Origin of the sequence: Kineococcus deserti (assembly GCF_050871945.1) — a bacterium.
GTDB lineage: Bacteria > Actinomycetota > Actinomycetes > Actinomycetales > Kineococcaceae > Kineococcus.
The window spans coordinates 19,248-41,229 of sequence record NZ_JBJLSI010000016.1 but is presented as its reverse complement, the minus strand read 5'-3'; the positions used below and the strand labels follow the sequence as shown (position 1 = coordinate 41,229).

General features: G+C 75.2%; 24 protein-coding genes. 13 read left to right on the top strand and 11 right to left on the bottom strand.

Annotated features, from left to right (window positions below; genetic code table 11):
- Window position 1: 1 nt before the first annotated feature.
- The gene (locus tag ACRYR2_RS13705; protein ID WP_432563429.1) at window positions 2-1,138 is read right to left on the bottom strand and encodes an ATP-binding protein; all 1,137 of its coding nucleotides are present in this window, start codon (window positions 1,136-1,138) and stop codon (window positions 2-4) included.
- Window positions 1,139-1,215: 77 nt separating this feature from the next.
- On the opposite strand from ACRYR2_RS13705, the gene ACRYR2_RS13700 reads away from it, so the two are divergent.
- Entirely contained in the window at window positions 1,216-2,616 is a 1,401-nt protein-coding gene (locus ACRYR2_RS13700; protein WP_432563428.1) for a sensor histidine kinase, read from the top strand.
- Here ACRYR2_RS13700 and ACRYR2_RS13695 read toward each other — a convergent pair.
- From ACRYR2_RS13695 to ACRYR2_RS13680, 4 genes are all read right to left on the bottom strand, one after another.
- Window positions 2,589-3,266, bottom strand: coding sequence for a response regulator transcription factor (locus tag ACRYR2_RS13695; RefSeq protein WP_432563427.1), 678 nt, complete (start codon window positions 3,264-3,266; stop codon window positions 2,589-2,591). The genes ACRYR2_RS13700 and ACRYR2_RS13695 overlap by 28 nt on opposite strands.
- Before the next feature lies 1 nt (window position 3,267).
- Complete coding sequence (locus ACRYR2_RS13690; protein ID WP_432563426.1) at window positions 3,268-3,921, bottom strand: response regulator; 654 nt, start codon at window positions 3,919-3,921, stop codon at window positions 3,268-3,270.
- The gene (locus ACRYR2_RS13685; RefSeq protein WP_432563425.1) at window positions 3,918-5,081 is read right to left on the bottom strand and encodes a sensor histidine kinase; all 1,164 of its coding nucleotides are present in this window, start codon (window positions 5,079-5,081) and stop codon (window positions 3,918-3,920) included. Before ACRYR2_RS13685 ends, ACRYR2_RS13690 begins: the two co-directional genes overlap by 4 nt.
- Window positions 5,082-5,168: 87 nt before the next feature.
- Window positions 5,169-6,497, bottom strand: a complete 1,329-nt coding sequence (locus tag ACRYR2_RS13680) for an amino acid permease (protein WP_432563487.1) — start codon at window positions 6,495-6,497, stop codon at window positions 5,169-5,171.
- Between the two features lie 137 nt (window positions 6,498-6,634).
- Here ACRYR2_RS13680 and ACRYR2_RS13675 point away from each other — a divergent pair, with 137 nt between their 5' ends.
- On the top strand, window positions 6,635-7,105 hold the full coding sequence (locus ACRYR2_RS13675; protein WP_432563424.1) for a PPOX class F420-dependent oxidoreductase: 471 nt from the start codon (window positions 6,635-6,637) through the stop codon (window positions 7,103-7,105).
- Between the two features lie 36 nt (window positions 7,106-7,141).
- Here the strand turns inward: ACRYR2_RS13675 and ACRYR2_RS13670 are convergent, their stop codons facing one another.
- Together ACRYR2_RS13670 and ACRYR2_RS13665 are read right to left on the bottom strand one after the other, a co-directional pair.
- Complete coding sequence (locus ACRYR2_RS13670; RefSeq protein ID WP_432563423.1) at window positions 7,142-7,315, bottom strand: DUF1059 domain-containing protein; 174 nt, start codon at window positions 7,313-7,315, stop codon at window positions 7,142-7,144.
- Window positions 7,312-8,493 (bottom strand): EAL domain-containing protein, encoded by a 1,182-nt coding sequence (locus ACRYR2_RS13665; RefSeq protein ID WP_432563422.1) that lies wholly within the window; start codon window positions 8,491-8,493, stop codon window positions 7,312-7,314. Before ACRYR2_RS13665 ends, ACRYR2_RS13670 begins: the two co-directional genes overlap by 4 nt.
- A gap of 197 nt (window positions 8,494-8,690) precedes the next feature.
- Here ACRYR2_RS13665 and ACRYR2_RS13660 point away from each other — a divergent pair, with 197 nt between their 5' ends.
- Window positions 8,691-9,806: a lytic transglycosylase domain-containing protein gene (locus tag ACRYR2_RS13660; RefSeq protein WP_432563421.1), complete on the top strand. Its 1,116-nt coding sequence runs from the start codon at window positions 8,691-8,693 to the stop codon at window positions 9,804-9,806.
- On the opposite strand, the gene ACRYR2_RS13655 is transcribed toward ACRYR2_RS13660, so the two are convergent.
- Both ACRYR2_RS13655 and ACRYR2_RS13650 read right to left on the bottom strand, forming a co-directional pair.
- On the bottom strand, window positions 9,803-10,549 hold the full coding sequence (locus tag ACRYR2_RS13655; RefSeq protein ID WP_432563420.1) for an anti-sigma factor family protein: 747 nt from the start codon (window positions 10,547-10,549) through the stop codon (window positions 9,803-9,805). The two genes, ACRYR2_RS13660 and ACRYR2_RS13655, sit on opposite strands and share 4 nt — an antisense overlap.
- Window positions 10,549-11,055, bottom strand: coding sequence for a sigma-70 family RNA polymerase sigma factor (locus ACRYR2_RS13650; RefSeq protein WP_432563419.1), 507 nt, complete (start codon window positions 11,053-11,055; stop codon window positions 10,549-10,551). Before ACRYR2_RS13650 ends, ACRYR2_RS13655 begins: the two co-directional genes overlap by 1 nt.
- A 76-nt stretch (window positions 11,056-11,131) precedes the next feature.
- Between ACRYR2_RS13650 and ACRYR2_RS13645 the strand changes: the two genes are divergently transcribed.
- On the top strand, window positions 11,132-11,896 hold the full coding sequence (locus tag ACRYR2_RS13645) for a phosphotransferase (RefSeq protein ID WP_432563418.1): 765 nt from the start codon (window positions 11,132-11,134) through the stop codon (window positions 11,894-11,896).
- Window positions 11,897-11,950: 54 nt separating this feature from the next.
- The gene (locus tag ACRYR2_RS13640; protein ID WP_432563417.1) at window positions 11,951-12,613 is read left to right on the top strand and encodes a pyridoxine/pyridoxamine 5'-phosphate oxidase; all 663 of its coding nucleotides are present in this window, start codon (window positions 11,951-11,953) and stop codon (window positions 12,611-12,613) included.
- 95 nt (window positions 12,614-12,708) lie between these two features.
- On the opposite strand, the gene ACRYR2_RS13635 is transcribed toward ACRYR2_RS13640, so the two are convergent.
- The gene (locus tag ACRYR2_RS13635; RefSeq protein WP_432563416.1) at window positions 12,709-13,497 is read right to left on the bottom strand and encodes an ABC transporter ATP-binding protein; all 789 of its coding nucleotides are present in this window, start codon (window positions 13,495-13,497) and stop codon (window positions 12,709-12,711) included.
- A 34-nt stretch (window positions 13,498-13,531) separates the two neighbouring features.
- Here ACRYR2_RS13635 and ACRYR2_RS13630 point away from each other — a divergent pair, with 34 nt between their 5' ends.
- From ACRYR2_RS13630 to ACRYR2_RS13605, 6 genes are all read left to right on the top strand, one after another.
- Window positions 13,532-14,341 (top strand): hypothetical protein, encoded by an 810-nt coding sequence (locus tag ACRYR2_RS13630; RefSeq protein ID WP_432563415.1) that lies wholly within the window; start codon window positions 13,532-13,534, stop codon window positions 14,339-14,341.
- 211 nt (window positions 14,342-14,552) lie between these two features.
- On the top strand, window positions 14,553-14,807 hold the full coding sequence (locus ACRYR2_RS13625) for a hypothetical protein (protein WP_432563414.1): 255 nt from the start codon (window positions 14,553-14,555) through the stop codon (window positions 14,805-14,807).
- Window positions 14,808-14,925: 118 nt separating this feature from the next.
- Window positions 14,926-15,255, top strand: coding sequence for a hypothetical protein (locus tag ACRYR2_RS13620; RefSeq protein WP_432563413.1), 330 nt, complete (start codon window positions 14,926-14,928; stop codon window positions 15,253-15,255).
- A 185-nt stretch (window positions 15,256-15,440) separates the two neighbouring features.
- Window positions 15,441-16,637, top strand: a complete 1,197-nt coding sequence (locus tag ACRYR2_RS13615; protein ID WP_432563412.1) for a type III polyketide synthase — start codon at window positions 15,441-15,443, stop codon at window positions 16,635-16,637.
- The gene (locus ACRYR2_RS13610) at window positions 16,634-17,347 is read left to right on the top strand and encodes a class I SAM-dependent methyltransferase (protein WP_432563411.1); all 714 of its coding nucleotides are present in this window, start codon (window positions 16,634-16,636) and stop codon (window positions 17,345-17,347) included. Before ACRYR2_RS13615 ends, ACRYR2_RS13610 begins: the two co-directional genes overlap by 4 nt.
- A 1-nt stretch (window position 17,348) precedes the next feature.
- The gene (locus tag ACRYR2_RS13605) at window positions 17,349-18,647 is read left to right on the top strand and encodes an FAD-dependent oxidoreductase (RefSeq protein ID WP_432563410.1); all 1,299 of its coding nucleotides are present in this window, start codon (window positions 17,349-17,351) and stop codon (window positions 18,645-18,647) included.
- A 31-nt stretch (window positions 18,648-18,678) separates the two neighbouring features.
- On the opposite strand, the gene glgA is transcribed toward ACRYR2_RS13605, so the two are convergent.
- Window positions 18,679-19,869, bottom strand: a complete 1,191-nt coding sequence (gene glgA, locus ACRYR2_RS13600) for a glycogen synthase (RefSeq protein WP_432563409.1) — start codon at window positions 19,867-19,869, stop codon at window positions 18,679-18,681.
- A 59-nt stretch (window positions 19,870-19,928) separates the two neighbouring features.
- Here glgA and glgC point away from each other — a divergent pair, with 59 nt between their 5' ends.
- A complete protein-coding gene (glgC, locus tag ACRYR2_RS13595; protein ID WP_432563408.1) occupies window positions 19,929-21,164 on the top strand; it encodes a glucose-1-phosphate adenylyltransferase in 1,236 nt (411 codons plus the stop codon).
- Window positions 21,161-21,970, top strand: a complete 810-nt coding sequence (locus ACRYR2_RS13590) for an LLM class F420-dependent oxidoreductase (RefSeq protein WP_432563407.1) — start codon at window positions 21,161-21,163, stop codon at window positions 21,968-21,970. The genes glgC and ACRYR2_RS13590 overlap by 4 nt, the downstream gene beginning before the upstream one ends.
- The last annotated feature ends 12 nt before the right edge of the window (window positions 21,971-21,982 follow it).

Sequence of the window (21,982 nt, the reverse complement as noted above, 5' to 3'; positions counted from 1 at the left end):
CTCACCCCTGGGTCACCAGCAGGTTCAGCTCCCGCAGGATCGGCGCCAGCCCGCGGACGATGCGCTCGGTCGGCATCGCCCCGGCCGGCCGCGCGGCCGCCCACAGCCGACCGTGGGAGAAGGCGATGTCGGCGCTGCCGGCCTCGGCGATGCGGGCCAGCAGGGCACCGCAGCTCACCCACCGCTGCGGGGTGTTGCGCGCCGCCGTCGCCGCCCACACCGACGCCGCGACGGCGTAGGTGCGGTCGGTGCGCCGGCGGTCGACGTCGAAGGCGTCCGGGTCGGCCAGCAGCGTCTCGGGGTCGGGCAGGTCCAGCTCGCGCAGGTAGTTCAGGAACATCCCGCCGGCGGCGATGCCGACGGTCCCGGCCAGCAGCATCGTGGTGACGGTGCTGTTGACCCCCGCGGCGTGCGCGTAGGCGTGCAGCCGCGCGGCCATCTCCCACGAGCGCGGGGTGGGGAAGGCGCGGCCGGCCTCCTGCGAGGAGCGGGGCAGCTGGGTGACCAGTTCGGGTTTCGACCCCAGGAACACCCCGACCAGGGCGCGGGTCCGGTCGACCTGTTCCTGCACCCGCTGCTCCTCGAGCACCGGCACCTCCACGGCGGGCCAGCCGGTGCTGAACCCCTCGCGCACGGTGGCGGCGTCCAGTTCCCAGGTCAGGTGCACGAACCGGTTGGCCACCGGCGGGGCCAGGTCCCAGCCGTCGGCGGCGACGTCCGGGGGGTTGGCCGCGGCGACGGTGCGCACCGCCGCGGGCAGGCGCAGGTCACCGACGACGCCCTCCAGGATGGGGCGCAGCAGCGCGGCCTGGGTGGCCGGGGGTGCGGTGGAGACCTCGTCGTAGAACTGGATGCCCATCCGGCCCTCCTGCTCGACCGCGTCGCGCAGCCGGACCGCCCAGGACGGCGCGGCCAGGGAGGCCGTGCGGGTCGCGGGGTCGACGACGGGCAGGCCGGCGAAGTCGCTGGGCTCGCGGATGGAGGCGATGACCGTCTCCAGGTGGGCACCCAGGCCCGCGGCCAGCTCGGCGACCACCGAGGACTTCCCCTGCCCGGGCGGGCCCCACAGGACCACCGGGACGTTGGCCAGCAGGGCGACACCGAGCGCGGTGCAGGTGTCGGTGTGGCGCTGACTCATGCGGCGGGTCCCCCAGGTGGTGCACTGCCCGTTCGGCTCGGCCCATCCTACGAGCCGGCTGCCCGCAGACTGGTGCGGTGATCACGTGGTGGCGGCGCGCCGGGGTGCGGGTCCGGTCGACGGTCGCGGCGACGACCCTGCTGGCGGTGCTGGTGGTCGCCGGCGCCCTGGCCGGGCTGGTGCTGCTGCGCGAGGCGCTGATCTCCGTCGACGAGCAGACCGGTGAGGTCCAGGCGCGGCTGGTGCGGCTGTCGGTGACCGACCGGGCGCTGGCGGGTGACCCGGCCGAGCGGCTGCTGACCGCGGTCGGCGCCGACGTCGAACGCGGTTCGCACATCCAGGTGCTGACCGGGCAGGACGAGGTCGTGGCCGCCAGCGCCGGCCTGCAGGGGGTGCCGGCGCTGACGGGGTTGCGGCCGCAGGTGGCGGGGCTGGAGCACGAGGTGGTCGACCTTCCGGCGCTGGGCCGGGAGGGACCGTGGGTGGTCACCGTCCTGGGCGGTGCGCTGGACGACCGGCGGTTCTGGGTGGTCGTCGCCGAGAGCACCGAGGACGCCGACCGGGTCCTGTCGCGGGCGGTGCTGCTGCTGGCGATCGGCACGCCGGTGCTGCTGGCGGCGATCGCGGTGGCGACGTGGACGTTCGTGGGCCGCTCGCTGCGGCCGGTGGAGGCGATCCGCTCCACGGTGCAGGGCATCACCTCGCGCGGGCTGGACGGGCGGGTGCCGGTGCCACCGGGCAGCGACGAGGTCTCGCGGCTGGCGGTGACGATGAACGAGATGCTGGCGCGGCTGGAACTGGCCCAGCGCAGCCAGCGGCGGTTCGTCGCCGACGCCAGCCACGAGCTGCGCTCCCCGGTGGCCACGTTGCGGGCCGCGGCGGAGGTGTGGGGGCGCGAGGGGTCGGTCGACGCCCGCTTCACCGAGCTCGTCGGGTCCGAGAGCGGCCGGCTGGAGGCGCTGGTGGCCGACCTGCTGCTGCTGGCGCGCGCCGACGAGGGCCGCGTCGCGGGGGTCTCCTCCGAGGTCGACCTCGACGAGGTGGTCGAGGTGGAGGTCGCGCGGCTGCGGACCGTGGCCTCGGGGCTGGACGTGCGGGCCCGCACGGTGCCGGTGCGGGTCGCCGGCGACGGCGCGGCGCTGGCCCGGGTCGTGCGCAACCTGACCGACAACGCGGTGCGGTACGCCGGATCCGTGGTCGAGCTGGAGCTGGCCGAGGTCGAGGGGTCCGCGGTGCTGACGGTCGCCGACGACGGCCCGGGGATCCCGGCCGCCGACCGCGAGCGGGTGCTGGAGCGGTTCGTGCGCCTGGACTCCAGCCGGCAGCGCGGGTCCGGCGGCACCGGGCTGGGGCTGGCGATCGTGGCCGAGGTCGTCGCCGCCCACGGCGGCACGGTGCGCGTGGGCGAACGCCGAGGTGGCGGGGCGTCGGTGCGGGTGCGGCTGCCGGTTCAGCCGCCGTCGGCGGCGAGCCGGTAACCGGCGCCGCGGACGGTCTGGATGGCGTTGCGGCCGTAGGGGACGTCGATCTTGCGTCGCAGGTAGCGGACGTAGACCTCGACGACGTTGGGGTCGCTGACGACGGTGGGGTCCCACACGGCGCGCAGCAGGTCGGGTTTGGCCAGCACCTCGTCGCGGTGGCGCATGAGGTGCTCCAGGAGGGCGAACTCGCGGGCGGTGAGGGTGATCTGCTCGCCGGCGCGTTCGACGCGGCGGGTGCCGGGGTCCAGGACGAGGTCGCCGGCGGTCAGGACGACGGGACGTTCGGGGGCCCCGCGACGGTGCAGGGCCCGCAGCCGGGCCAGCAGGACGGGGAAGGAGAAGGGTTTGGTGAGGTAGTCGTCGGCGCCGAGGTCGAAGGCGTCGACCTGGTCGTACTCGCCGTCCTTGGCCGACAGGACCAGCACCGGGGTCCACACCCCCGCCGAGCGCAGGTCGCGGCACACCTCGTAGCCGTTGCGGCCCGGCAGCATCAGGTCCAGGACCAGGACGTCGTAGGCACCGGCGCGGGCGCGGGCGTAGCCGCTCGGCCCGTCGGGGGCGACGTCGACGGTGATGCCCTCGGCGGCCAGGCCCCGGCGGACCGTCTCGGCGAGGTTGGCCTCGTCCTCGACCAGCAGGACCCTCACGTCAGCACCTCTCCTGGAGCAGTCCGGCGTCGCGGGCCAGCAGCGCGGCCTGCACCCGGGAGGTCAGGCCGAGCTTGGTCAGCAGCCGGCTGACGTGGGTCTTGGCCGTCAGCGGGGAGATGCTCAGGGCACCGGCCAGGGCGGTGTTGGACAGTCCCTGGCCCAGGCAGCGCAGGACGTCGACCTCGCGGGCGGTCAGCGCGGACAGGTCCGGTCGCCGCGGTGGGGGTCCGCCCGCGGCGACCGCGGCCAGCAGGGTGCGGGTGACCTCGGGGGCCACGACCCCCTCGCCCGCGGCGACGCGGCGCACGGCGTCGAGGAGCTGGGCGGCGTCGGCGGTCTTGAGCAGGAACCCCGCGGCCCCGGCGCGCAGGGCGGCCAGCACGAGGTCGTCGAGGTCGAAGGTGGTCAGGACCAGGACCTGCGCCAGGTCCTCGGCGACGATCTGGGCGGTGGCGGCGACCCCGTCGGTGCCGGGCATGCGCAGGTCCATGACCACGACGTCGGGACGCAGGGCGCGGGTCTGGGCCACGGCGGTGGCGCCGTCGGCGGCCTCGCCGACCACGGTGATCGCCTCGGCGGTCTCCAGGATCATCCGCAGGCCGGTGCGCACGGCGGTGTGGTCGTCGGCCAGCAGCACCCGCACCCCGTTCACGCGGGCACCGCCGCGGGCAGCGGGACGGTGAGCTGGACCCGCCACACCGGGGGGTGCAGGTCCGCTCGGGCTGCGGCGCTGAAGGTCGCGCCGAGGGCGTCGGCGCGCTCGCGCATGCCGGCCAGCCCGTGCCCGCCGTGGCCGCCGGGCCGGGCGGCCGGGGTGCGGAGCGGCAGGGGCGAGTCGACCCGCAGGTCCAGGTCGCTGCCGTCGGTGCGCGCGTGGACGCGCACCAGGACGTGCACGGGGCCGGGGGCGGCGTGCTTGCGGGCGTTGGTGAGAGCTTCGGTGAGCACCCGGTGCACGGTCTGGCCGGCCAGCGGGTGCGCGCGAGCGGACTCGGGCAGCGCCGCGACCAGCGCCGCGACGTCCAGGTCGGCGCGCACGTCCAGACCGGCGGCGCGGGCCAGGTCCACGGCGGCCGGCAGGGCGGCGAGGCCCGGGCTGGTGGCGATCTGCTCCTCGCCGCTGTCCTCGGCCTCACCGCTGCGCATCAGGGTGATCATGGTACGCATCTGGGTCAGCGCCTCGACGCTGGCGGCGCGGACGCCGGGCAGCACGCCGGGGTCGGCGCCGCGGGCCCGGGCGGCGGCGAGCGCCGCCTCGGACTGCAGGGCGATGGCGGACAGGTGACCGGCCACGACGTCGTGCAGGTCGCGGGCCATCGCGGCGCGCTCGGCGCGGCGGGCGCGTTCGGCCTCCAGGCGGGCCAGCTCGGCGCCGCGCAGGACGTCGCGGGCCCACCACAGGGGCAGTGCGAGCACGGCCGTCAGGTACAGCGCGCCGGCCACGACGGTGCGGGCGCCGGCGCCCGACAGCGCCACGACGGCCGCGCCGGCGACCACGCACCCCAGCGCGGCGACCTCCAGCCGGGCCCGGCGTGCCGGGGTGGTGCCGGTGTACGCCCAGTACAGGACGTTGGTGGCGGCGATGAGGGTGACCGGCGAGGCGCCGGTGTCCCAGCCCAGCAGGGAGTCGGCCGCGAAGGCCGCGCCCGCCGCCGCCGCGGTGGCCAGCGGGACCCGCGCGACGGTGAGGTGGGCGGCGCTGACCACCAGCAGCGGCAGCAGTTGCCAGGCGTGCCCGCCGCCGGCGCCGAGGCAGAACAGGACGGTGCCGGCGGCGGCGAAGCCGGCGGCCTGGCTCTTGCGGTGACGCACCACCCCATCGCACCACGCGCGGTGCGGGGTGGGCGTCCATCCTCCGGAGTACGGGCGGGGCGGGGTTCCTGCCGGCGCGCGGAGCCCTCAGCGCCCTGCGCCGACCCGCCGGCCGGTGCGTCGCTGGTGCCGCACGCCGAGGGCCACGACCGCCGCGGTGAGCACGAAGGACAGCAGCAGCTGCAGGCGCTGGCCGGGCAGCACGACCATGAGGACGAGCACGACGGCGATGAAGGCCAGTGCGGCGTAGGTCAGCCACGGGAACAGCCACATCCGCACCGGCGGACGTTCACCGGCGGCGTCCAGCCCGCGGCGCGCGCTGAGCTGGCTCAGGGCGATGAACGCGTAGACGACCAGGGCCAGGGCACCGCTGGTGGCCAGCAGCAGCTCGAAGATCCGGTCGGGCAGCAGGTAGTTGCCGACGACGGCGACGAAACCCACGGCCGTGGAGGCCAGGATGGCCGGGTAGGGCACGCCGCGGCCGGAGACGTGCGAGAGCCAGCGCGGCCCGTCGCCGCGCACCGACAGCGAGAACACCATGCGCGAGGCGGTGTACAGGGCCGAGTTCAGGCAGCTGGCGACCGCGGTGAGGATGACGACGTCCATGATCGTGGCGGCGCCGGGGATGCCGATGGCCTGCAGCGTCGCCTGGAAGGAGCCGTGCTCGGCCAGGTCCGGGGAGTTCCACGGCACGATCGCGACGACGACGGCGATGGAGCACAGGTAGAACACCGCGATGCGGCCGATGACGGAGTTCACCGCGCGCCGCACCCCGCGCAGGGGGTCGGGGGACTCGGCGGCGGCGATGGTGACGATCTCGGTGCCCATGAAGCTGAACATCGTCAGCAGCATCGCGGCCAGCACGGCGCTGAAGCCGTTGGGCAGGAACCCGCCGGCGGCGCCGGTCAGTTCCAGCCCCGGGGTGCCGGTGACGTCGGCGCCGGGCAGGACGCCGGTGACGGCCAGCACGCCGACGACGACGAACCCGACGATGGCCACGACCTTGATCCCGGCGAACCAGAACTCGAACTCGCCGTAGTTGCCGACGCTGGCCAGGTTGGAGGCGGTCAGCGCCAGGGTCACCAGCAGCGCCCACACCCACTGCGGGGCACCGATCCAGGAGCTGAGGATGTCGGCGGCGGCGGTGGCCTCGACGGGGATCACCAGCACCCAGAACCACCAGTACAGCCAGCCCACGCTGAACCCGGCCCAGCGTCCCAGGGCGCGGTCGGCGTAGGTCGAGAACGAGCCGGTGTCGGGATGGGCGGTGGCCATCTCCCCCAGCATCCGCATGACCAGCACGACCAGCAGGCCGGCCAGTGCGTAGGACAGCAGCACCCCGGGGCCGGCCTCGGCGACGGCCGAGGCGGACCCGACGAACAACCCGGCACCGATGACGCCGGCGATGGAGATCATCGTGATGTGCCGGGGTTTGAGCCCGGTGCCCAGCCCGTTGCCCGGTTCCTGCGGCTCGACGGCCTGCACGGCGCCTCCTGCTGCGTCAGGTGGTGCCCTGGGTGTCGCAGGGCGCCGACGACGGTAGCGTCGGGCTCATGAGCCCGCGAACCATCGCGACGTCGCGTCGCGTCGACCTGGCCGAACTGCTGGAGTTCGTCCGCCCGCGCCACCACGTGGTGCTGACGACCTTCCGGGCGGACGGTTTCCCGCAGTCCTCGCCCGTGACGGCCGGCGTGGACGAGCAGGGGCGCATCGTCGTCTCGACGTACCCCGAGCGGGCCAAGACGGTCAACGCCCGCCGCGACCCGCGTGGTTCGGCACTGGTGCTCTCCGACGACTTCGGCGGCGCGTGGGTGCAGGTCGACGGGGAGTTCGAGGTCCTCGACGGCGAGGACGCGGTGGAGCCGCTGGTGGAGTACTTCCGGTGCATCGCCGGGGAGCACCCGGACTGGACGGAGTACCGCCAGGCGATGCGCGAGCAGGGCAAGTCGTTGCTGCGGCTGACGATCCGCCGCTGGGGCCCGGTCGCGACCGGTGGTTTCCCGGCGCGGCTGGCGAACGGCTGACCCGAGGGCGGAGGACCGCTCCGGGTCTCGCGCGCACTAGGCCTCGCGCAGGTTGGCCTCGACGGCCTGCACGAGGGTCAGGTCGACCTCGGTGACGCCGTGGTCGGCGCGGGCGTGCTCGGCGACCTGGGCGAGGATGTCCTCGCGGTCGGTGCCGGTGAACTCCCGGCGGCAGCCGGGGACGACGTCCCCGCATCGGAAGGCCTTCATGCTCCCATCCTCCAGTGCCGACGACGGTGGGCGGCGGGAGGGGTGGCCGCCAGGTCCAGGACGACGTCCTCGACACCGACGACCCCGACGTAGCGGCCGGTGGCGTCGGTGCACACCAGCGGGTCGAAGCGGACGTCGCCGTCGCGGGCGATGGCTCGCGCGGCGGCCTCGGAGACGGCGGTCTCGGGGGCCAGGGTGATGCCGACGGCTTCGACGCGGGGCTGGTCGCCGGCGCGGTGCGGTGGCAGCACGATGACGCGCGGGACGTCCTCGGTGTCGACGACGACGACCGGGGCGGCCTCCTCGGCCACGACCTGCACGGCGCCGGCGACGGTGCGGGAGGTCTTGGTGCGGCGGGCCAGGTCGCCGGTGCGGCGGCCCGCGACGGCGGCCGGGTGCGAGCTGTGCTCCTCGCGGTGCAGGTGCCGGTGGACGGGGGCTCGCAGCAGGCGCAGCGCCTCGTCGCTGAGCGGGGCGAAGTCGTCGTGCGGACGGGACAGCAGGAACCCCTGGACGAGCGGGACGCCCATGCCGCGCAGGACGTCGAGCTCGGCGACGGTCTCCACCCCCTCGGCGATGATCCACGCGTCCAGGCGGCCGGCGCACTCGCCCAGGAACTGCACCAGGGACCGCTTGACGGGGTCCTGGTGCAGGTTGCGGACCAGTTGCAGGTCGATCTTGAGGATCTCCGGTCGCACGACGGCCATCCGCAGCAGACCCGAGTGCCCGGTGCCGACGTCGTCCAGGGCGACCAGGGCGCCGCGGGCGCGCAACCGGGCCAGCGGGGCGACCAGGTCGCGCGGGTCGCAGTCGTCGTGCTCGGTCAGTTCCACGACGACCCCGGTGAGGTCCTGGGCCGTCAGCAGGGCCATGAGGTCCTCGTCGGCCAGGGAGGTGGGGCCGGCGTTGACGGTCAGGAAGGTTCCCGGTGGCAGCGCCTGCAGGCGGGCCAGGGCACCGGTGAGGACCACGCGGTCCAGGTCGGCCTCGCGGCCCAGCGCGCGGGCGGCGCGGAACCACTCCTCGACCGGGACGGCGGAGGGGAAGCGGGACAGGACCTCGTAGCCGGCGACCCGGCCGGCGGCGACGTCGACGACGGGGTGCAGGACCAGCTGCAGCAGGTCGGGTTCGGCGCACAGGGCGTCCAGGCGTCGGTGCCACCGGCCGCGGTGTGTCACGTGACCCACGGTGCTGCCCCCCTCGACTGTCACTCTCGGTGGCAGTTCCCCATCACCGCGTTGATGAATCCTCGATGTGAGGACGTCGTGCAGATCCGTCGTCGTGGCGGGGAGCATATCGGGGTGACCGCATGACTACCGACTGCTCACCGGGTCCGTGTCTCAAGAACTTCCCCGGCCACGTCGATCTGCACCGCGTGAGGACTCGACCGCGCGCTGCGCCCACCCGGCTGGTCGGCGCCGCCCTGCTCCTCGGACTGACCGGCCCCTGGCTGGCGACGCCGACCGCGAGCGCCGACCCCACCACGGCGGCGCAGGCCCGCGCCCGGGCCGCCGCCGCGCAGCAGGCCGCGCAGGAGGCCGCGCAGGCCGTCGCCCGCGCCCAGGAGGAGCTGACCCGTTCCACCGAGGCGGTCTCGGCCGCCGTCAGCGACAGCATCCGCAGCCAGGTGCGGGCCGAGGCCGCGGCCGCGGCCGCCCAGGACGCCCGCACGGCCAGCACCCGGCGGGTCCGCTCGATCTACATGGACGCCGGCACCGACGGCGCGCGCCGCGGGCTGGCCCTGCTGACCTCGGCGGTCGGTGGCGGGGACCCGGCGGTCAGCGTGCGGGCCTTCGCCGCGGCCCGCCGCACCGACGACACCGCCCAGCGCGGCGCGCAGCAGCTCGCGCAGACGCAGCAGGTGGCCGCCGAGCGGGCCGGGACCGGAGCCGTCGAGGCGGTCGCGGGACTGCGCGACGTCGCCGCGCGGGTGACGGCGATGGACGAGGCGCTGGCCGCGGCCCAGGCGCAGGTGCAGTCGCTGACCGGGGAGGCGGCGCGGCTGCAGGCCGCCGAGGAGGCCGCCGCGGCACTGGCCGCCGCCCGCGCCCAGGCCGCGTCGGTGAACTCCACCGTCGCCGACCGGGCCGCCGGGGTGCACGCGCGGAGCGTGCCGGCCGACTACGCCGAGCTGTACCGGGCCGGCGCGCGGACCTGCGCGGGGATGCGCCCGGCGCTGCTGGCGGCCGTCGGGCAGGTCGAGAGCGGGCACGGCGTGGACGTCGGCCCCAGTTCGGCCGGGGCGCAGGGACCCATGCAGTTCATGCCCGCCACGTTCGCCGCCTACGGCGTCGACGGCGACGGCGACGGCCGGGCCGACGTGCTGAACGCGGCCGACGCCGTGTTCAGCGCCGCGAACTACCTGTGCGCCAACGGCGCCGGGCACGGCCGGCAGGCCGAGGCGGACGCGCTGTTCCGCTACAACCGCGCCGACTGGTACGTGGCGATGGTGCAGCGGGTGGCCGACGAACTCGAGGCGCAGGGCTCCTAGCTCTCGTCCAGCTGCAGGACCGTCGTGCCGGTCATGGTCTGCACCTGGACGCTGGCGATCTGCGAGCGCGTCCACGACGTCGCCCCCGACAGTTGCGCGTCGCGGCCCGGGACGGCGGTCCAGGTGCCGATCTGCTCGTGGGCGCCGTCGCGGTCGGTGACGACCAGGGCGTAGCGGTAGGGCTGCTCGGCCTCGGCCTGGGCGTAGGCGCAGACCAGGTCGACCTGCGTGCCCCAGCCGACCTCGGTCAGCTGCACGGTGGCGGTGATCGGGGTGGGCACCAGGGCGTCCATCGACTGCGCCTCCCCCGCCGGGCCGCCCGCCTGCACCGACGTGGTCGGCGCCGGCTGCCCGGCCCCGCTGAGGGTGGGGACCGCGACGGCCGCCGCCAGCCCGGCCGCGGCGACCAGGCCGCCGGCCAGCGCCACCCGGCGACGGGTGCGCCGGCGCCGCACGGCGCGCAGCAGCGCGGGCAGCACGGTGCCGGGCACGCCGGTCTCCTCGCGCACCGCGGCCTGCGGGTCCTCCTCGCCCAGGGCGGCGACGACCTCGCCCGGTGTGCGGGACAGCAGGCCGGGCAGCCCCGCCAGTTCCTCCACCGACCGGCGGCAGTCCGCGCACCCGCGCAGGTGCGCCTCGAACTCGGCGCGTTCGGACGGTGCCAGGGCCCCCAGCACGTACGGGCCCGCGGTCGTGCCGAACGGATCGGACGGGTCGGACGGCATCGACAGCGACTCCTCCATCAGCGGCTCACCCCCATCTCCTGCAAGGCCAGTCTGAGGTTCATCAACGCGTAGTGGGTCCGCGACTTGACCGTCCCGGCGGGGATCCCCAGCGTCCGCGCGGCCTCGGCGACCGACCGGCCGGCGAAGTAGCACTCCCGCAGCACCGCGCGGTGCTCGGGCGACAGGCGCGTCAGCGCCTGGGCCACGACCCACTGCTGCAGCACCTGCTCGGACTCGTCGACGACGGCGCGGTCGGGGACGTCGGCGTGCACCGTCTCCCGCCGCGAGCGCGCCGAGCGCCAGTCGTCGATGACCAGCCGCCGCGCCACGGTGAACAACCAGGCCCGCGTCGACCCGCGTTCGGGGTCCAGGGACGCGGGGTGGCGCCAGGCGCGCAGCAACGTCTCCTGGACGACGTCGTGGGCGCTGACCCGGTCGCCGGTCAGGGAGACGACGTACGCCCACAGTGCGCCGGCGTGCTCGTCGTGCAGGGTGCGCACGAGCTCCTCGTCGGCATCGGTCATCGGGTCCTCCGTTCCCCTCCGAGCACATCACGAGACGACGCCGGAAACGGTTCGACAGCGCTCCTAGGTTGGGCCTGTGAACATCCCGATCAGCCAGGTCCCCGACGGCCCGCTGGCCGTCCCGGTCGCGCTGCGCGAGGTGGTGCACCGCTGGGGTGGCCCGGCCGAGGCGGCCGTGCTGCCCGCGGTGTGGGTCAACGCCCTGGGCGGCACCACCTTCGCCCTGGACGGCGCGCACGGTCGGTTGTTCTGCAAGTGGGCCCCGGCCGGGGTCGCGCTCGACCTGGCCGCCGAGGCCACCAAGGCCCGCTGGGCGGCGCGCTGGCTGCCGGTGCCCGACGTCGTCGAGCACGGCGCCGCCGCCGAGGGGTCGTGGCTGGTCTCGCGCGCCCTGCCCGGCCGCAGCGCCGTCGAACCGGACTGGATCGCCCGCCCGGCCACGGCCGTGCCGGCCCTGGCCCGGGGCCTGCGGCGGCTGCACGACACCCTGCCGGTGGCCGGCTGCCCGTTCGACTGGGGCGTGCCGTACCGGCTGGAGCGCGCCGTGGGGGACACCGGTGGGCTGCAGGACCCGCCACCGGTCGACCGGCTGGTCGTGTGCCACGGCGACGCCTGCTGCCCGAACACGCTGCTGGACGACGCCGGCGGGGAGGCGGTGGGTTTCGTGGACCTGGCCGGGCTGGGGGTCGCCGACCGGTGGGCCGACCTGGCCGTGGCCACCCTCAGCCTGGGCTGGAACTACGGCCCGGGCTGGGAGGCGACGTTCCTGGCCGCCTACGGCGTCGATCCGGACCCGGTGCGCACGGACTACTACCGGCGCCTGTGGGACGTCGGGCCGTGACGACCAGGTGACCACCGTGCGGGGCCACCACCCCCGACGGGCTACCGTCGCGGGGTGCGCAGTGAGTTGTCCGGCTTCCTCGCGGGCCTGTCCTGGCCCCGGCCGCAAGGACCGCAGTTCGATCCCGAGACCGCCCCCACCGATCCGGTGGCGTTGTTCGAGCGGTGGTTGCGGGACGCGGTGGCCGCCGACGTGCCGGCCCCGCACGTCATGACGCTGGCCACGGTCGACGTCGCCGGCCGCCCCGACGCGAGGGTCACCCTGCTGGAGGACGTCGACGAGCAGGCGTTCTGGGTCGCGGCCAGCGAGACCAGCCCCAAGGGCAAGCAGCTGGGCCGGGTTCCCGTGGCCGCGCTGGTGTTCCACTGGCCGCAGCTGGGCCGGCAGGTGCGGGTCCGCGGGTCGGTGCGCGCCGCGGACGAGGCCCGCACCGCCGACGCGTTCGAACGGCTGTCCGCGCACGCCCGCGCCGAGGCGCTGGTGGACCGGCAGAGCCTGCCCCTGCACGACGAGCAGTGGCTGTCCGACGCCCTGGGCGACCCCGCCGACCTGATCGCCCTGGAACAGCCCGGCGCCTCCTCGGCGCCGGCGTGGCGGTTGTGGGGCGTCGACGCGGGGCGCATGGAGTTCTTCCAGGCCGCCGCCGACGGCCACCACGTGCGGTTGCGCTACTCGCGCAGCCAGGACGGCTACGCCACCGAGCTCCTGCGCCCCTGACCCCGACGCCGGGATCACCGGCGACGTCCGCGTTCGGTGCCCCGGGGCGGACGGCGCCGGCCCGTGCGGACCTCAGGGAGCCGCGCTTCCCGGCGTCACGAGGAGACCGCGCGGGCGGTGAACCGTCCGTCGCGGTCGGCGACCTCCAGGGCCAGCCCGAACGTCGCGCTGAGGTTGTCGGAGGTGAGGGTCTGCGCCACCGGACCGGCGGCCACGACCTTGCCGCCGCGCAGCAGCAGCGCGTGGGTGGTGCCGACCGGGATCTCCTCGACGTGGTGGGTGACCATGACGGTCGTCGGGGCGTCGGGGTCGGCGGCCAGGTCCGTCAGCCGGCGCAGCAGGTCCTCGCGGCCGCCCAGGTCCAGCCCGCCGGCCGGCTCGTCCAGCAGCAGCAGCTCGGGGTCGGTCATCAGCGCGCGGGCGATCTGGACGCGCTTGCGCTCCCCGTCCGACAGCGTCGCGAAGGTGCGCGCGGCCAGGTGGCCCACGCCCAGCACGTCCAGCAGGTGCGCCGCGCGTGCCTCGTCGTCGGGGTCGTACTCCTCGTGCCAGCGTCCGGTCACGCCGTAGGCGGCGGTGACCACGACGTTGCGCACCAGTTCCTGGCCGGGCACCGAACCGGCCAGGGCGGTGCTGGCCAGCCCGATGCGCGGGCGCAGCTCGAAGACGTCGACCCGTCCGAGCGTCTCGCCGAGGATGCCCACGGTGCCCGAGGTCGGGAACAACCGGCCCGCCGCGATCGAGAGCAGGGTCGACTTCCCGGCACCGTTGGGGCCCAGCACGACCCAGCGTTCCTCCACGCCCACCGCCAGGTCGACGGCGTCGAGCAGCACGCTGCTCCCCCGGCGGACGGTCACCGCGGACAGGTCCAGCACGTCACTCATGGTCGCGACCCTAACCAGTCGTATCCTCACGCCTGTGCTGGACCTGCCCCGCTCCGCGCGGTTGGCCGCCTGGGGCACGGGCGTGCTGACCGCGAACGTTCCGCTCGAACGAGCCGTCGCCGCCGTCGTGCGCGACGACGAACCCCACGTGGTGCGCTGGGAGGGCGCTGCGCTGCCGGGGGTCGCCTCCACACCCGACGACGTCACGACCCTGCTGGCGGGTTTCGCCGAGTGCGCCCCGGCCGGGTCGGGCCGGATGCTGCTCACGCTGCCGGTGCCCGGCGACCCGCGCGGGCTGCCGGGGCCGCCGGCGGTCAACGTGGCCGCCCTGGAGGCCGGTGAGTGCGTCGTGGCCGAACTCGACGGGCACCCCGAGCGGTGGGCGCTGGTCCCGGAGGTGACCGAGTTCGGGTCGGTGTGGGAGCCGGGCGCCCTGGTGTCCTGGACGGTGCACGCGGCCGCGTCGCGGCGGGCGCCGGAGAGTTCCAGCGTGGCCGAGTCCGAACGTGAACTGCGCACGGCCCTGTCGACGGCCACGCAGGCGCTGGCGACCCTGGACGTGGCCCGCTGGCGCGAGGAGGCCGCCGACCGCATCGCGGCCGTGCGCGACGGCGGGCTGGCCAAGGACGCCGTGCCCCCGGACACCTCCCCCCGCGCCCTGCGCGTTCTGCAGACCGCGTCGCGGGTCCTGGCGATCGTGGAACTGGCCGGCGAGGACGACGGCGCGGCCATCACCAGCCTGGAGGCCGGTTCCCGGGCCCGGGCGCTGCGCGAGGTCGGTGCGGTGGCCCGCCGGGCGCTGGTGGCCGCGGTCAACGCCCACACCGAGCCGGTGCGTCCCTGAAGACCGGGCACGCCGGGAGCGCCGCCCGGGTCCGGGTCGTCCTGGACCGCGGTCGGGGCCCGAACGTGTGACGCACCAGACAGCGCCGTGCGGGGCACAGACCGGGCCCTCGCGCTGTTGTGCCTGGCGGGGCGAGGAGTTCCAGCTGCTCGGGCGGCTGTCGGAGCGTGCGCCCCACCATCGGCGAACCGGACGAACGAGGCACGCACGCATGACTGCACCCCTGCACCTGCTCTGGAACCGCGTCGAGCGCCGGCGCAGCGACCCGCGCACCGCGGCCGCCCTGCCGGACCTGCACCGGCTCACCCGCGAGGACCTGGACGACGACGCCGTCCGGGCCGCGACGGCCGTCGCCCTCGCCGGCCTGGGCACCGACCGGCTCACCGCCCTGCTCGACCTGCGCGAGGCGCTGGCCAGCGGGGCGGCCGACGAGTGGGCCAACGCCTGGGCCAGCGAAGTGATCTGAGACAGCGCGGGAGTTCTTCCCGTTCCGTGAAGATCGCCGGATCTTTCCGGGAACTCCTCCCGCACCAGGTGGTGACGTCGATCCACAGTGGTGTCCTCACCGACGAGAGGAAACTCCTGTGACCGTCCAGGCCGACACCGCTGTCCCGTCGCTGCGTCTCGAGAACCGCTCCCCCGGAGGCACTCCCGGCCTCCGGACCCCACCTGCCCAGCCCACCCCCGCACGGGAGCAGCCGGACCTGCTCGACCTGTCCGACGCGCAGCTGGGCGAGCTCTTCCGCAGCGCACCGGCGCGCTGGGCGACCGAACTCGACCGGCTCGAGGCGCACCACGCCCGGTCCGCGGAGCGGCCGCCGTCGCAGGTCCGCCGCGACGTCGACCGGCTCCGGGACGCCCTGCGCGCCGCGATGTGGACGCAGCACCGCTGGGAGGCGTGGAAGGTGGAGTGACCCGGCACCCTCACCCCGCCGCGAACGCGCGCCGGTGGGCCGAGGGCGCCGGCCCGGCGCGGAAGCGGCGCGGAAGCGGCGCGCTGTGCCGCACCCGGTGGTGACCGCTCCGCCGACCCCACCCCGGGGCGCGCCGTTCCGGTGCTCGCGTTGTGGAGCGGGCGAGGCTGACGTCTGATGAGGCCATGGCAGTCACCCTGCGGTCGATCGAGGTCGCCGTCCCACCCACCGCGCTGGTCCAGCACCAACTGCGCGACCTCTTCACCGCCCAGCCCGCTCTGGGCCGGCTCGGCGCGCGGCTGGCGACCGCGGCGTTCAACGCCTCGGGGATCGAGCGTCGCCACACCGTGCTCGCCGAGCTGGCCCCCGGCGCCGACACCGGCGCGACCGCCTTCTTCGACCCGGCCACCGGCCGGCTGCTCGACCCGAGCACCGGTACGCGCAACGCCCTCTACGCCCGGGAGGCCGGCGAACTGTTCGTCGCGGCGGCGGAAGCCGCCCTCGGCGGCTGCCAGGGGATCGGCGCTGGGGACGTCACCCACGTGGTCACCGCCTCCTGCACGGGTTTCTACTCCCCCGGCCCGGACTACCGGATCGTGCGCAGCCTCGGCCTGCAACCGTCCGTGCAGCGCTCGCACGTGGGCTTCATGGGCTGCTACGCCGCCTTTCCCGCGCTGCGGCAGGCGAACGCGATCTGCCGTGCCGACCCCGACGCCGTCGTCCTCGTCGCCGCCGCCGAGCTGTGCACGCTGCACGTGCGCGTGCGCGACGACCAGGACACCGTCGTGGGGGCCTCGCTGTTCGCCGACGGCGCGGCCGCCGCGATCGTCACCGGCCGCGACCTCGGGGACGCACCGGCGCTGCAGCTGGACGACTTCGCCAGCGTCCTGACGCCGGTGGGCGAGGAGGCGATGGCCTGGAACATCGGGGACAACGGCTTCGAGATGGTGCTCGGCTCCTACGTCCCGCACATCATCGACGAGCACGTCGAGTCCGCGCTGGCCCCGCTGCTGTCCCGCGACGCCGCGCTGCGCGGCAGCGCCCACCGCGACGTCGAGCACTGGGCCGTCCACCCGGGCGGGCGCAGCATCCTCGACAAGGTGGAGACGACCCTGGGGCTGTCGGCCGAGCAGATGCGCCCCTCGCGCGAGGTGCTGCGCGACTTCGGCAACATGAGCAGCGCCACCGTCCTGTTCGTCCTGCGCGACGTCCTGGCCCGGGCGGCGGCGGGGGAACGGGTGTGCGCCATGGCCTTCGGGCCCGGGCTGACCGTGGAGTCCGGGCTGTTCACCCGGGTCGGCTCCCCGCTCACCGGGCGCGGGGACGACGCCGAGCCGGTGACGGTCGCCGCACCGCGTCGGGAACTGACGGGAGTCCGGTGAGCCCGCCCGACCTGCGCACGCGCGACCGCACCGCCGTCGAGCTCATGGACGACCCGGGCTGCGACCTGCCCACGCTGGAACGCACGTACGCGCAGTTCCGCGCGGTGAACGCCGTCGTCGCCGGCTGGCAGGTCGCCTACCACCGGCACGTGCGGCCGCTGCTGCGCGAGGACCGCGTCACGGCGATCCTCGACGTCGGCTGCGGCGGCGGCGACCTGGCGCGGGCCCTGGCCCGCTGGGCGCGTCGCGACGGGCGCCGCGTGCAGGTCACCGGCATCGACCCCGACCCGCGGGCCCACGCCTGGGCGGCGCGGCAGCCGCCGGTGCCGGGGGTGGCCTTCCGGTGCGCCCACAGCAGCGACCTCGTGGCCGAGGGACGGCGCTTCGACGTCGTCGTCTCCAACCACGTCCTGCACCACCTCGACGAGCAGGCCCTGCACACGCTGCTCGACGACTCGCGCGCGCTGGCCCGCGACCGGGTCGCGCACAGCGACATCGCCCGCAGCGCGTGGGCCTACCGGCTGTTCTCGCTGGGGACCCGCCCCCTGGCGTCCGGCTCCTTCGTCCGCGAGGACGGGCTGACCTCGATCCGGCGCAGCTACACCCCCGCGGAGCTCGCGGCGGCGGCCGGTCCGGGCTGGCGCGTCGAGCGGCCGTGGCCGGCTCGCAACCTCCTCCTGGACGCCCCTGCCGACGACGGGCCGCGCTGACGTGCCGGCCTGCGAGGTGCTCGTCGTCGGTGGCGGGCCCACGGGGCTCTTCCTCGGCGCGCTGCTGGCCGGGCGCGGCGTCGACGTCGCCGTCCTCGAGCGCCGCGCCCTGCCCAGCACCCACTCGCGGGCCATCGGGCTGCACCCGCCCGCACTGCACGCACTGGAGGAGATCCACCTGCGCGAGGCGGTGGTGGCAGCCGGTGCGCAGGTGCACACCGGCCAGGCCCGCAGCCGGGGCCGCCTGCTGGGCTCCCTGACCTTCGAGCGGGCCTGGCCGCAGACGCCCTTCGTGCTCACGCTGCCGCAGCAGCGCACCGAGGCGGTCCTGGAGCAGCGGCTGGCGCAGCTGGCCCCGGGTGCGCTGCGTCGCGGCCGGGAGGTGCTCGAGGTCCACGACACGGGCCCGGGACCGGTGCGCGTCCGGGTGCGCCCCACCGCACCGGGCACCTCACCCACCGGCGCCGAGGAGGACCTGGAGACCTGGACCGCCCGGATCGTCGTCGGAGCCGGCGGCGCGCACGGGTGCCGCCGGGAGCTGTTCGGCACCGTCGGGCGGGTGCGGACCTACCCGGACACCTACCTCATGGGCGACTTCGCCGACACGACCGCCGACCCCGGGACCGCGGCGATCCACCTCGAACCCGGGGGCGTCGTGGAATCGTTCCCGCTGCCCGGCGGGGTGCGCCGCTGGGTCGCGCACACCGGGCGGGCACCGGCTCACCCACCGGCTCACCCGCCGGCCCACCGGCAGGGCGGGCAGCTGCAGCAGGCGCAGCGGCTGGCCGACGTCGTGGCGCAGCGCACCGGTGCGGTGCTGGACGTCGGCTCCACCTCGATGGTCAGCGCGTTCGCCGTCCACCGCCGGATCGCCGAGCGCATGGTCCAGGGGCGCCGGGTGGTCCTCGGGGACGCCGCGCACGAGATCAGCCCCATCGGCGGTCAGGGCATCACGCTGGGCTGGCTGGACGCGTGCGAGCTGGCCCCGCTGCTCGTGCGGGAACTGCGCAGCGGCGCCGGCCGCGCGCTCGCCGACGTGCCCGAGCTGGTGGCCTTCCAGCGACGTCGGCTGTCCGCGGCCCGGCGGGCGGCGTGGCAGGCGGAGGCCAACACGCGCCTGGGCCGGCCGGCGCCCGTCGTGGTGCACGGGCTCCGCGACGGCCTCCTGCGGGCCGTGCTGTCGACTCCCGCCCGCCACGAGCTGGCGGCGGCCTTCTCCATGCGCTGGGCCGGTGCGGCCCAGCGGCCCCGGCGAGCCCAGACGGCGCGCTCGGCGCCGGGCGCCGGGCGCGCTCGCTGACCGCCTCAGCTGCGGCCCGGCCCCCGTCGCGTCACAGGACCGACCGGTAGACCTCCAGCGTCCGCGCGGCGATCGCGTCCCAGGAGAACTGCTCGACGGCGCGGGTGCGGCCGGCGGCACCACGGGCGCGGGCCCGGTCGGGGTCGGCGACGGCTTCGGTCAGGACGGCGGCGAGGTCGGCGACGAACCGGTCGGGATCGACCGGCGCGCCGGTGCCGTCGCTGACCTGCTCGATGGGCACGAGCCAGCCGGTGGTGCCGTCGTCGACGACCTCGGGGATCCCGCCGGTGGCGGTGCCGACGACGGCGGCGCCGCAGGCCATCGCCTCGAGGTTGACGATGCCGAGGGGTTCGTAGACCGAGGGGCAGACGAAGACGGTGGCCTGCGACAGGTGCTCGAGCAGCTCGGGCCGCGACAGGTGCCGGTCCAGCCAGACGACCCCCTCCCGGGTCTTCTGCAGCTCGGCGACCAGCCCGGCCACCTCGGCGGCGATCTCGGGGGTGTCGGGGGCACCGGCGCACAGCACGAGCTGGACCTCCGGCGGCAGCTGCGCCGCCGCGCGCAGCAGGTGCGGCAGCCCCTTCTGCCGGGTGATGCGCCCGACGAAGACGACGCTGGGGCGGTCGGGGTCGACGCCGTTGGCGCGCACCAGGTCCCGGCCCTGCACGGGGTGCCAGTCGGTGGCGTCGATGCCGTTGTGCACGACGTGGACGCGCTCGGGGTCCAGCGCCGGGTAGGAGCGCAGGATGTCCGCGCGCATGCCCGCGCTCACGGCGATGACGGCCGCCGCCGCCTCGAACGCGGTCCTCTCGGCCCAGCTGGAGACGCGGTAGCCACCGCCGAGCTGCTCGGCCTTCCAGGGCCGCAGCGGTTCGAGGCTGTGCGCGCTGACGACGTGCGGAACGCCGTGCAGCAGGGAGGCCAGGTGCCCGGCCATGTTGGCGTACCAGGTGTGCGAGTGGACCAGGTCCGTCCCGCCCACGGCACCGGCCATCTGCAGGTCCACGCCGAGCGTGCGCAGCGCCGCGTTGGCGCCGGCGAGTTCGGCCGGTTCGGGGTAGGCGGTCGCCCCGGCCTCGGTGCGCGGCGCCCCGAAGCAGCGCACCCGGACCTCCGGTCCGCCCCGCAGGGCGCGCAGGGCCCTGACGAGCTCCTCGACGTGCACACCGGCGCCGCCGTAGATCTCCGGCGGGTACTCCTTGGTCAGCAGGTCGACACGCACCGGCCTCACCTCTCTCGCATCCTGGGCACGCAACGGTACTGGGGCCTATGGTGCCCTTCGTGGCCACACCGAACGTCCTCGCGATCGTCCTCGCCGGCGGGGAGGGCAAACGGCTCATGCCACTCACCGCCGACCGCGCCAAACCCGCCGTGCCCTTCGGCGGCACCTACCGCCTCATCGACTTCGCGTTGTCGAACCTCGTGAACGCGGCCTACCGCAAGATCGTCGTGCTGACGCAGTACAAGTCCCACTCCCTGGACCGGCACATCTCCCAGAGCTGGCGGATGTCGAACCTGTTCGGCTCCTACATCGCCTCGGTGCCGGCCCAGCAACGGGTCGGGCAGCGCTGGTACCTGGGTTCGGCCGACGCCATCTACCAGTCGCTGAACCTCATCTCCGACGAGCGTCCCGACATCGTCGTGGTGGTCGGCGCGGACCACGTGTACCGCATGGACTTCTCCCAGATGGTCGACGCGCACATCGCCTCGGGCGCACCGTGCTCGGTGGCCGCGATCCGCCAGCCCATCTCGCTGGCCGACCAGTTCGGCGTCATCCAGACCGAGCCGGGGTCGAACCGCATCGCGGAGTTCCTGGAGAAGCCCAAGGACCCCAAGGGCCTGGCCGACTCCCCGCACGAGGTGCTGGCCTCGATGGGCAACTACGTCTTCGACGCCGACGCGCTGGTCGACGCGGTCACCCGCGACGCCGAGCGGGAGGACTCCAAGCACGACATGGGCGGTGACATCGTTCCCGACTTCGTCTCGCGCGGGCTGGCCTCGGTCTACGACTTCAAGGACAACGAGGTTCCCGGGGCCACCGACCGCGACCGCGCCTACTGGCGCGACGTGGGGACGCTGGACGCCTACTTCGAGGCGCAGATGGACCTCATCTCGGTGCTGCCGGTCTTCAACCTCTACAACTACGAGTGGCCCATCATCGCCGCCCAGGACTTCTACCCGCCGGCCAAGTTCGTGCACGGCTGGCAGGGAACCTACGGGCACGCGGTGAACTCCATCATCAGCCAGGGGACCGTCGTCTCCGGTGCGCTGGTGGAGAAGTCGATCGTCTCGCCCAACGTGCGGCTGGACTCCTGGGCCCACGTGTCCGAGTCGGTCCTCATGGACGGGGTGCAGGTGGGCCGGCACGCGGTGGTGCAGCGCGCCATCGTCGACAAGTTCGTCCAGATCCCCGACGACGCCCGCATCGGCGTCGACCCGGAGGAGGACCGCGCACGGGGCTTCCACGTCACCCCCTCGGGCATCACCGTCGTCGGAAAGGGCCAGATCGTTCCATGAGCACCAGCACCACGGGCACGACCAGCAGGCCGGCACGCATCGGGATCCAGCTCCAGCCCCAGCACGCGCAGTACCCCGCCATCCGCGCCGCGGCCGCGCGCGCCGAGGAACTGGGCGCCGACATCGCCTTCAACTGGGACCACTTCTACCCGCTGTCGGGTGAGCCGGAGGGTCTGCACTTCGAGTGCTGGACGATGCTGGCGGCCTGGGCCGAGGCCACCAGCCGCATCGAGATCGGTGCGCTGGTCAGCTGCAACTCCTACCGCAACCCCGAACTGCTGGCCGACATGGCCCGCACCGTCGACCACGTCTCGGCGCACGACACCGGGTCGGGCCGGCTGGTCCTGGGCATCGGGTCGGGCTGGTTCGAGAAGGACTACGACGAGTACGGCTACGAGTTCGGCACCGCCGGCGGCCGGCTGGACAAGCTGCGTGACGACCTGCCGCGCATCGAGTCCCGCCTGGGCAAGCTGAACCCGGCGCCGACGCGCCACATCCCGGTGCTCATCGGCGGCGGCGGGGAGCAGAAGACCCTGCGCATCGTGGCCCGGCACGCCGACATCTGGCACACCTTCGGCGACGTGGAGACGTTCACCCGCAAGAGCGGCATCCTCGACGAACGCTGCGCCGAGATCGGCCGCGACCCGGGCGAGATCGAGCGCTCGGTCGGCGTCGACTCCGTCGAGGGCGCCGAGGCGCTGTACGCGGCCGGTGCCCGGTTGTTCACCACCAGCGCCGGTGGGCCGGACTACGACCTGGGGTTCCTGGCCGACCTCATCGCCTGGCGCGACAGCAAGAACGCCTGAACCGGGCGGACC